7 protein-coding genes are annotated in these 9,674 nt (G+C 71.4%); 5 read left to right on the top strand and 2 right to left on the bottom strand.

Features of this window, described 5'->3' with window-relative positions:
* Positions 1 to 209 precede the first annotated feature (209 nt).
* Positions 210 to 3,518: a S8 family serine peptidase gene (locus tag ACFW2E_RS19575; RefSeq protein ID WP_384468011.1), complete on the bottom strand. Its 3,309-nt coding sequence runs from the start codon at positions 3,516 to 3,518 to the stop codon at positions 210 to 212.
* Between the two features lie 146 nt (positions 3,519 to 3,664).
* Positions 3,665 to 4,207 (bottom strand): CGNR zinc finger domain-containing protein, encoded by a 543-nt coding sequence (locus ACFW2E_RS19570; protein ID WP_384468009.1) that lies wholly within the window; start codon positions 4,205 to 4,207, stop codon positions 3,665 to 3,667.
* 112 nt (positions 4,208 to 4,319) lie between these two features.
* Here ACFW2E_RS19570 and ACFW2E_RS19565 point away from each other — a divergent pair, with 112 nt between their 5' ends.
* The 5 genes from ACFW2E_RS19565 to ACFW2E_RS19545 all read left to right on the top strand — a co-directional run bounded on the left by ACFW2E_RS19565 (position 4,320) and on the right by ACFW2E_RS19545 (position 9,403).
* Entirely contained in the window at positions 4,320 to 4,763 is a 444-nt protein-coding gene (locus ACFW2E_RS19565) for a VOC family protein (protein ID WP_384468007.1), read from the top strand.
* Positions 4,764 to 4,776: 13 nt separating this feature from the next.
* Positions 4,777 to 5,661, top strand: coding sequence for a pyridoxamine 5'-phosphate oxidase family protein (locus ACFW2E_RS19560; RefSeq protein ID WP_384468005.1), 885 nt, complete (start codon positions 4,777 to 4,779; stop codon positions 5,659 to 5,661).
* A gap of 27 nt (positions 5,662 to 5,688) precedes the next feature.
* The gene (locus ACFW2E_RS19555; protein WP_384468025.1) at positions 5,689 to 6,126 is read left to right on the top strand and encodes an NUDIX hydrolase; all 438 of its coding nucleotides are present in this window, start codon (positions 5,689 to 5,691) and stop codon (positions 6,124 to 6,126) included.
* A 274-nt stretch (positions 6,127 to 6,400) separates the two neighbouring features.
* Positions 6,401 to 8,149, top strand: coding sequence for a TIGR03767 family metallophosphoesterase (locus tag ACFW2E_RS19550; protein ID WP_384468003.1), 1,749 nt, complete (start codon positions 6,401 to 6,403; stop codon positions 8,147 to 8,149).
* A gap of 108 nt (positions 8,150 to 8,257) precedes the next feature.
* Positions 8,258 to 9,403, top strand: coding sequence for a serine hydrolase domain-containing protein (locus tag ACFW2E_RS19545; protein ID WP_384468001.1), 1,146 nt, complete (start codon positions 8,258 to 8,260; stop codon positions 9,401 to 9,403).
* Positions 9,404 to 9,674: the final 271 nt, after the last annotated feature.

Genomic DNA, 9,674 nt, shown 5'->3' with positions numbered 1-9,674 from the left:
CCCGTGCGTGTGCGGGGCGCGGGGGGCCGGCCCCCCCGCCCGTCACGGGGGGGGCCCGGTCACCGGGCTCGCGGCCGACGAGCGGGCCGCCTTCGGCGGCGAAACGGTGTCGACGCCGTCCGCGGCCGCGACTCCCGCCTGCGGATGACCCGTGCACACGGAAGGGCGGGCGCCCACCAGGACGCCCGCCCCCTGTCCCCGGACCGGTGTTACGGAGTGACCTTCTCGATCTTCACGCTGCCGATGCCCGCGACCGTGCCGCGCGCGTTCACCAGCTGGACCTGCCCGAAGAACTCGCGCCCTTCGGGAGCCTCCGCGGCCGCCGTGACCCGGCCGGTCACCGTGGCCGAGTCACCCGTGCCGAGCTTGACCGGCGTCGAGCCGTCGACGGTGACGCTGCCGAGCGCGGAGGAGAAGAACACGTCCCGGTAGTCGTAGTCGGTGGAGCCCGACGGGACCGAGTAGCCGACGACCTCGATCGTGTAGGTGCCGGCGGCCGGTGAGGCGATGGAGACGGCCTCCTCGGAGTCGCCGTCCGCGGACTGCGCGACCTGCTTGCCACTGGCGTCGTACACCGTCAGGTCGAGGTCGGCCGACGTGTCGGAGACGCTGCCGATGGCGACGTCGAGCGACTTGGCGCCCTCCGGCACGGTCACCGTGGTGGTCTGGGTCTCGCCCTCCTTGATGGCCGGCCGGGCCGTCTTCGAGGAGCCGAGCGGACCGCCGACGAGCTTGCCGTCCAGGGCCGCGAAGTTGTTGGTCACCTTCCAGTCGACGGTGGCCGGGGTGCCGGCCTTCGCCTCGGGCACGGTCACGGTCTCCGGGTCGAAGGCCGCGCCGAGGACGGTGACGTCCAGCTTGTACGGGTTGTCGAGCAGCGGCGAGGTGCGGCGCGCCTCGACCTCGATCTCCCAGACGCCGGCCTGCGGGTCGGCGTACGAACGGACGTCCGGCCTGCAGCCGTTGCCGTCGAGGTAGTTGTTGTAGCAGAACGGCGTCGAGGTGTTGTCGACCGGAACGCCGTACGGGTGGATCGAGATGAACCGGGTCTGGCTCCTGTCCGTCAGCCCGCTCATCGCGACCTCGAGCGACTTGGCGCCCGCGGGCACGTTCAGGAAGTACGACTGGGTGCTGTTGCGCTGCACCGAACCCGACGCGGAGAAGGTGTGGTCGACCGGGGCGGCCACCACGACCGTCGTGAGGATCTGCTTGTCGATCCCCTCGGTCCTCGGGTCGTCGACCTCCAGGATCGCGCTCTTGATACCCGCGGACCGCGGGGCCGCCTGGACCTTGACGGTCACCGGCTGGTTCAGCGGCAGCCTCACCTCGTCGTCGCCGAGGATCCGGAAGGTGTCACCGGCGTTGTTCTCGAGGTGCAGATCGTGCCGGACCGCCGGGTCCGGACCGGAGGTGCGGGTGATCGTGACGTCGTACGTCTTCCGCTGACCGGCCTTCAGTCCCCCCTCGCGGTCGTACAGGCCCGTGCCGAAGCCCGGTGTCTTCAGTGCGAAGTCGATCGCGGTGTCGACGGGTGCCTTGACGGTGTAGTCGTGGGCGGTCGCCTCGTCGCGGATCGCGTCCCAGGCGTCGACGATGTCGATGCGGCCCGCACCCTCCTCGTACGCCTGCGCGCCCTTGATGTGGTGGGCGGTCGAGGTGAGAGCCGTGCGCAGGTCGGCCGGGCTGAGGGCGATGCCCTTCTGCTTGGCGGCGCTCAGCAGCAGCGCGCTCGCGCCGGTCGCCTGCGGGGAGGCCATCGAGGTGCCCTGGAGCATCGAGTAGCCGGCCGGGAGCGAGTAGCCCGCCTCGGCGACCGGGGAGCCCGGCAGCCAGGTCTGGGTGGTGTTGATCGCGGCGCCGGGGGCGACCAGGGTCGGCGTGAAGCCACCGTCCTCGCGCGGGCCGCGGGAGGAGAAGGGCATCAGCGCGTACTTCTTCTCCACCTGCGAGCCGTAGTTGGCGGCCCAGGTCTCCTTGGAGACGCCCGCGCCGACCGAGATGACCTTGTCGGCCAGGCCGGGGTCCCCGATGGTGTTGGCGCCGGGGCCGGAGTTGCCCGCGGAGATGACCAGCTGGACGCCGTAGGTGTCGATCAGGCGCGTGTAGAGCTCGGCGCGCGCGTTGTTGCCGTCGTTGAGCGCAGGGAGGCCGCCGATCGACATGTTCACGATGTCGACGCCGCGGTTGGCGACGAGGTCGATCATGCCCTCGGTGAGGGCGACGTTGGTGCAGCCGCCGGTCCAGGTGCAGGCGCGGGAGGAGACGATCTTCGCGCCGGGAGCGGCGCCGTTCATCTTCCCGCCGAACAGGCCGTTGGCGGAGGTGATGCCGGCGACGTGCGTGCCGTGCTCGGACTCGATGACGCCGATGTTGACGAAGTCGGCCTTCTTGCCCACCCATGACCCGCCGTACGGGTCCATCGGCACGTCCTTGCGGATCTGCACGACGAACGGCTGCCGCTCGACCACGTCGGTGGCCGGGTCGTCGGTGCCGAAGTAGCCGATCTGGTAGCCGTCCTTGTACGGCTTCATCGGCGTGTCGTCGGAGAAGTCGTTGTTGTTGTTCAGGTCGACGGTGACCGTGCCGGCCGCCGCGTCGTACAGGACGCCCCAGGAGTCGGTGGTGTCGCCGTCCCGGTTCGCGTCGCCCGCCGCGTCGCCGCCGTTGGTGTACGACTCCTTGAACGTGCTGATCTGGTACGACCCCGCCGGCGCCGTCCATGTCCTGCCGCCGTAGGTGAAGGTCGGCCCGGACACGGCGGTCACCATCGGACGCCAGGTCTGGTCGCTGTCGACGATCGGGTCGGTCGCGGTCACCCAGTCGACGATCTTCCGCTCGCCGGTGCTGGTCGTTTGCAGCGCCGGGTGGCCGAGGTCGACGCCGGAGTCGAGGATGCCGATGGTGATGCCGCGGCCGTCCGCCTTGGGGTGGTCCTTGACGAAGTCGACGGCGCCGGTCTCGAAGGACGGGTTGTACGGGTTCTCGGCCGGGGTCTGTTTGCCCGGGCCGGAGTAGGCGGCCGCGGTCCCCGTGCTCCCGGCGCCCTTCGCGGTGTCCGCGCTCGGCGTCGGGTCGTCGAGCTGGATCTCCTGCCGCAGGTCGATGGCGTGCACCGAGGAGAGCTTGGCGGCGGCGGCGATCGCCGAGTCCGCCTTGCCGGTCGGGACGGTGGCGCGGACGTAGCCGAGCCTGTCGTAGGTGCGGCCCACGGAGCCGCCCTTGACCGCGTCCAGCTCCTGGGCCACCCGCTCGGTCTGCCCCGGGGCGGTCGCGACCATCATGGTGACGTTCTTGTCGCCGGCGGCCTTGGCCTCGGCGAGCAGGTCGGCGTCGTCCGAACCGAGTTTGTCGTGGGCGGACTTGACGCCGGCGTCGGCGGTGGCGTGCGGCGTATCCGCGGCGAGGGCCAGGGGTATCGGCCCGGTCGCGGAGAGAGCGGCCGCCACGCCCACCGCCACGGCTATGCGGGCCAGGCGTCTCGGGCCGGGTATGGGATCGCGCTCGGGGGTGTGGGTCATCGGCATCCCTTGTCAGGTAGAGATTCCAGTGCCGGACGAGCGCACAGCTTTACCCAAGGGATGGAACTTTGGGCACCCTTGACCGAATCGAAATCGATGTATGGGGAAAACCCGCTATCGGATTGGGGAGTTAAGTCCCCGATCGATCACATTTCCTTGGAACGGGCGTAATGGCGGGACGCCTTCGCGCGGTTGCCGCAGGCGGCCATGGAGCACCAGCGGCGGGTGCCGTTGCGCGACGTGTCGAAGAAGTGCAGGACGCACGACTCGTGGGCGCAGCCGCGGATGCGGTCGGGGGCCGTGCCGAGCAGTTCCAGGTAGTTGCGGGCGGCGAGCCAGGCGGGACCCCAGGAGGAATCGGCGAACTCGGGCCGCTCGCCCGGTCCTTCGGCGGTGAGCGTGGGCCGGATCCGCCCGTGCGCGAGCACGGCGTCGACCAGCGGCGCGCCCTCCTCCAGTGATCCGTCCACCGCGGCCTTCAGGGCGTCCCGTGCCTGGAGCAGGTGGAGCAGCGCCTGGGTGCCGGGGGTGTACTCGTCCGCCAGCCCGTTGCTCGCGAGCCACACCGCCAGTCCGTCGGTGCCGGTGAGCAGGTCCTCGGTGACGCCCTCCCGGTTCCACCGCGTGTTGAGCAGGTCGAGCGCGAGCGGCTCACCGACGAGGGGACGGGGGTCGGGGATGGCGGGCATCGGGCACTCACTCCTTCTCTGCTAACCGCTCAAGGGTACGTGACCGGTTGACCCACTCGAATATAACCTCTAACCTCATTTAGAAAGGTTAGATCAATGAAAAGGTGGAGCCATGACCTTGCGCACCGGCCACATCGGCCTCAACGTCACCGACCTCGACCGCTCGCTCGCCTTCTACCGGGACGTCCTGGGCTTCGCCCTGCTGGCCGAGGGCAAGGACGACGACCGCCGGTACGCGTTCCTCGGCGAAGGCGACGCCCTGGTCCTCACCCTCTGGCAGCAGGCGGGGGAGACGTACGACGGGGGCCGGGCCGGTCTGCACCACCTCGCCTTCACGGCGGACTCGATCGAGCGGGTCGGGGAGTACGAGTCCGCGCTCCGCGCCGCGGGCGTGCACTTCGCCCACGAGGGAGTGGTGGCCCACCGGGAGGGCTCGGCCTCGGGCGGGATCTTCTTCCACGACCCGGACGGCACCCGGCTGGAGATCTCCGTCCCGCATGGCGCGGAGAACGCGCCGGCGCCCCACGCCTCCGCCCCGACCTGCGGCTTCTTCTAGGCGAGGGGCAGCCATGGGCGTCTATCACCCGGGCTCACGGGCGGTGCAGGACCGCGTCGGCGTGCGCCTGGCGGCCGACCATGTGGGCCGTGCCGTCGGCCAGGGCATCAAACCCGTGGCCGCCGCCTTCCTGGAGCTCCAGCCACTGCTGATCGCCGGCGCCGCGGACCCGGCGACCGGCCGGGTCTGGGCCTCGCCGCTGTCCGGCACCCCCGGCTTCGTGCGGGCCACCGGCCCCCGGCAGATCTCCGTCGCGGGCGGGCCACCCGCGTCCGACCCGCTCGCGTCGGCCCTCGCCGCACCGGGCACACCCGTCGCGACCATCGCGCTCGACCCGCGAACCCGCCGCCGCATGCGCCTGAACGGCCGGCTCCGGCCCACGGCACGGGGGTTCGCGATCGAGGCGGACCGGGTGTTCTCCAACTGCCCGAAGCACCTGCAGAAGAGGGACGGCTACGAGCTCACCGGCCGCGCGCCCGCCCCGCCCGTCCGCTCCGGCGAACTGACCGACGCACAGGCCGGGTTCGTGGCGGCCGCCGACACCTTCTTCATCGCCACCGTGCACTCCGGCGGCGCCGATGTCAGTCACCGCGGCGGCAACCCCGGTTTCGTGCGCGCCGACTCGCCCCGCGAGCTGAGCTGGCGCGACTACCCCGGCAACGCCATGTTCCTCACCCTCGGCAACCTGACCACGGACCCGCGCGCCGGGCTGCTGTTCCTGGACTGGACGACGGGCTCCGCCCTCCAGCTCACCGGCACGGCCCGTACGGAGTTCGGCGGCGACGGGGAGCGGACCGTCCGCTTCACGGTCTCCGAGGCCGTGGAGACCCCGGCGGCCGTGCCGCTGCGCTGGTCCGCGCCGGAATACTCGCCTGCCAATCCGGGCCCGCCGCGTTAACGTCCCCCCGTGCGAGAGAAGTTGAGGGTGGCGGCCTACGCCGTGTGTGTCCGTGACGGACAGATCCTGCTCGCCCGCTCCCCCGCCCCCGACGGAACACCCGAATGGGTGCTGCCCGGCGGCGGCATGGAGCACGGCGAGGACCCCTACGACACCGTCCGCCGGGAAGTGACCGAGGAGACCGGCTACCGCATCGAGGTGACCGGCCTCCTCGGCGTGGACTCCTCCCGCCATGTCTTCCGGCGCGGCGGACTGCGCCGCGCCACCGACCACCACGGCGTGCGGATCATCTACGAGGGCACGGTCGTCGGCGGTGAACTCCGCAACGAGATCAACGGCTCCACCGACCTGGCCGCCTGGCAGGACCTGGCCGCGGTGCCCGGACTCACCCGGGTGCGTCTGGTCGACGCCGCGCTGCGGCTGTGGCGGGAGCGGCCGGCGGCGGGGCGGGCGGAACCGGCGTGAGCGCCGGGGCCGCCACGGTCTCGCCGTCCGGCCCCGGGGCCCGTCCCCTTACCCCGTGAGATGAACATGGAGTGACCGCCCCCGGGCCGCCCGAAATCCGCTCCATGACCGTGCCCGTACCCCGAGATCCACGTACGGTGATCGGCGTTGCCCGTTGCCGTCCCGTTCACGTGCAGGTCATCCCCGCTGCCAACGATCCAGAGCGAGCGGGACGTTCGCGACAGCGACCGCCCGCGACCACTGCCGACGCGTTCGCACTCGGGGAGATCGCGCCATGTCGCGCATACGCTCTGTCGCCACCTCCGCGCTGGGGGTCAACCGCCGTACCGTCCTCGCCGCCGCCGGGGCGGTGTCCGTCTCCGCGGGCATCGGCTACGCCCTGCGCCCCACGGACAGCCAGGCCGCCACCGCGTCCGAGGCGCCCGTCGCCTCCTCACGCAAGGCCGCGGCGGCCCCGCTCGCCCCCTACACCAAGGGCACCACCCTCGCCTCGGTCGCCGCACCCCGTACCGGCTCCGGCTACCGCCGCCTCGGCGACGGTGCCGGCTGGAAGCAGGTCGTGCGCTCCGACCTCGCCACCCCCAAGTCCGGCCGCGCGGGCCGCCGTACCGCCCTCGCCGCCTTCGTGCAGTTCACCGACCTGCACCTGATGGACGCCCAGCACCCGCTGCGCCTGGAGTACCTGCGTGCCGCCGACCCGCACGCCTGGCGCCCGCAGGAGGCGCTGACCGTGCAGGGCGCCATCTCGCTCGTCGAGCGGGTCAACGCGCTGCGGGGCGCCCCCGTCACCGGCTCCCCGCTCCACTTCGTCATGACCACCGGCGACAACACCGACAACAACGCCCACTCCGAACTGGAGTGGTTCATGCAGGTCATGAGTGGTGGCCGCATCACCCCCAACTCCGGTGACCCGCGGCACTACGAGGGCGTCCACAACAGCGGCCTCAAGCTGTACTGGCAGCCCGACTCCACACTCCGCGACGGCGACAAGGCGGTCGGTTTCCCGCACCTGAAGGGCTATCTGGCCGCCGCGATCCGCGAGGTCCGCAGCCCCGGACTCAACCTGCCCTGGTACGCCACGGTCGGCAACCACGACTTCCTCCCGCTGGGCTGCTACGGCTCCCACGGCGACCCCTACCTCGCCGAAGCGGCCATCGGCGGCAAGAAGCTGATGACCGCGACCGCCGCCGAGGCCAAGAAGCTCCAGGACGCCATCAAGAAGGCCAAGGACCCCAAGGGCGTGGGGTACCGCGACTTCCTCAAGGCCCACGCCCGCTCCATGCGCTCGGTCACCCCGGACGAGAAGCGGGCCCCCTACACCCCCGCCGACTACCTCAAGGCCCACCTCGACCCGGCCTACCAGGGCCTCGGCCCGGTCGGCCACGGCTACTCGTCGGCCAACCTGGCCGCCGGCACGCAGTACTACGTCTTCCGGATCTCGGACGACGTGATCGGCATCAGCCTCGACACCACCGACTCCGGGGGACACTACGAGGGCTCCATCGGCACGGCCCAGCTGAAGTGGCTGGACAGGACGCTGAAGGACAACAAGGACTCCTACGCGGTCGTCTTCAGCCACCACACCAGCAAGACGATGACCAACACCCGCCCGGACCCGGCCCACCCCGGTGAGCGACGGCACGACGGCGGCGAGGTCGTCTCGCTCCTCGCCTCCCACGCCAATGTCCTGGCCTGGGTGAACGGTCACGTCCACAAGAACATCATCACCCCGCACAAGGCCTCCGGCGGCCGCTCCTTCTGGGAGATCTCCACCGCCTCCCACGTCGACTACCCCCAGCTCGCCCGCGTGATCGAACTGGTGGACAACAAGGACGGCACGCTCTCGGTCTTCACCACGCTGATCGAGTCCGCCGCCCCGCACCGCACCGACTTCTCCGACCTCTCCCAGACGGGTCTGGCCGCCCTGTACCGGGAGCTCTCCTTCAACGCCCCCGGCGCCATCAAGACCCTCGCGGGCGACGCGAACGACCGGAACACCGAGCTGGTCCTGAAGAAGGGCTGAAAGCCACTCAACCGGCCCGACGGAAAGCAACCCCCGCCGCAACGCCCGTGTCACTCCCCCCGACCGAGCTCCACAACACCGAGCTCCACGGCACCGTTGGGGGAAGACATGTCCGTACGTACGACACTGGTGGGCGCCACGACACTGGTCCTGTCGGCCGCGCTGGCGGGACCGGCCCTGGCGGCCGCCCCCGCCCCGGGCGCCGCCGGGCACTCCGCCACCCGGCGGGCCGTCGAGGCGGCGGTCGAGGCGGGCGTCCCCGGGGTGACCGCGACCGCGAAGGACACCCACGGCGCCTGGTCCACGACGGCCGGCGTCGGCAACCGGGCCACGGGCGCCCCGCGCTCGGCGGACGACCGCTACCGCGTGGGGAGCATCACGAAGACCTTCGTGGCCACGGTCCTCCTCCAACTGGAGGCGGAGGGGAGGCTGTCCCTGGACGACAAGGTGGAGAAGTGGCTGCCCGGTGTGGTCCACGGCCACGGCCACGACGGCCGTGCGATCACGGTCCGCCGGCTCCTGAACCACACCAGCGGCATCTTCAACTACACGGCGGACGAGGACTTCGGCCGCACCTACTTCCTCGCGGACGGCTTCCTCCGGCACCGCTACGACACCCTGACGCCCGCCCAGCTGGTCGCGGTCGCGATGCGGCACAAGCCGGACTTCGCACCCGGCACGTCCTGGAACTACTCCAACACCAACTATGTGCTCGCCGGCATGGTGATCAGGAGCGTGACGGGCCACTCGTACGCCCAGGAGGTCACCCGCCGCGTCATCGACCCGCTGAAACTGACGGGCACCTCCCTTCCCGGCACGAGGGTCTCGGTCCCGCGGCCCAGCAGCCGTGCGTACTCGAAGCTCGCGGAGACGACGACGGGCCCGACGTACGACGTCACGAAGCTGAACCCCTCCCTGGCGTCCTCGGCGGGCGAGATGATCTCGGACTCCGCCGACCTGACCCGCTTCTACCGCGCTCTCCTGCGCGGCAGGCTCCTCCCGGCGAAGCAGCTGAAGGAGATGAAGACCACGGTGCGGATCGAGGGCGCCCCGAACATCGGCTACGGCCTCGGCCTCATGGACCGCACCCTGTCCTGCGGTGTGCACGTGTGGGGCCACGACGGCGGCATCCACGGCTCCTCGTCCGTGGCGGTGACGACCGCGGACGGCCGCCACGCACTGGCGTTCAACTTCAACGGGGACTGGGCGGGCGACAGCGACGCGGTGATGGAGGGGGAATTCTGCGGCACCTGATGCCCGCCCGGTCCAGGCCCGTTGTCCCTGGCCGAAGGTGAGCTTCGCCCTCCACGGGCCGGCGGAGTTGATGACCTCGACAGGGAGGCGGGGGTGGAGCCGCCGGCCCGGTCACGACCTTCCGCCGGGCCGTGAATTAGAGCCGCTCCGGGCCGGCCGCCGAGCCACACCAACCGCGCCGGCACGAGGAGGGGCCGCACGATCGCGTGCGGCCCCCCCGCGCCCCCCCCGATTTTCGCCGCCCCCCCCAGCCCGGGGGGCGCCCCCACAA

The sequence above is a fragment of the Streptomyces sp. NPDC058964 genome, assembly GCF_042741275.1.
In the GTDB taxonomy this organism is placed as follows: Bacteria; Actinomycetota; Actinomycetes; order Streptomycetales; family Streptomycetaceae; genus Streptomyces.
Note: the sequence above shows the minus strand (reverse complement) of the source record. Positions and strands in the feature narration are given on the sequence as shown.

Coding starts and splice junctions, on each gene's coding strand:
- ACFW2E_RS19575 (WP_384468011.1), bottom strand. CDS start 3,518: ATGACCCACACCCCCGAGCGCGATCCCATACCCGGCCCGAGACGCCTG.
- ACFW2E_RS19570 (WP_384468009.1), bottom strand. CDS start 4,207: ATGCCCGCCATCCCCGACCCCCGTCCCCTCGTCGGTGAGCCGCTCGCG.
- ACFW2E_RS19565 (WP_384468007.1), top strand. CDS start 4,320: ATGACCTTGCGCACCGGCCACATCGGCCTCAACGTCACCGACCTCGAC.
- ACFW2E_RS19560 (WP_384468005.1), top strand. CDS start 4,777: ATGGGCGTCTATCACCCGGGCTCACGGGCGGTGCAGGACCGCGTCGGC.
- ACFW2E_RS19550 (WP_384468003.1), top strand. CDS start 6,401: ATGTCGCGCATACGCTCTGTCGCCACCTCCGCGCTGGGGGTCAACCGC.
- ACFW2E_RS19545 (WP_384468001.1), top strand. CDS start 8,258: ATGTCCGTACGTACGACACTGGTGGGCGCCACGACACTGGTCCTGTCG.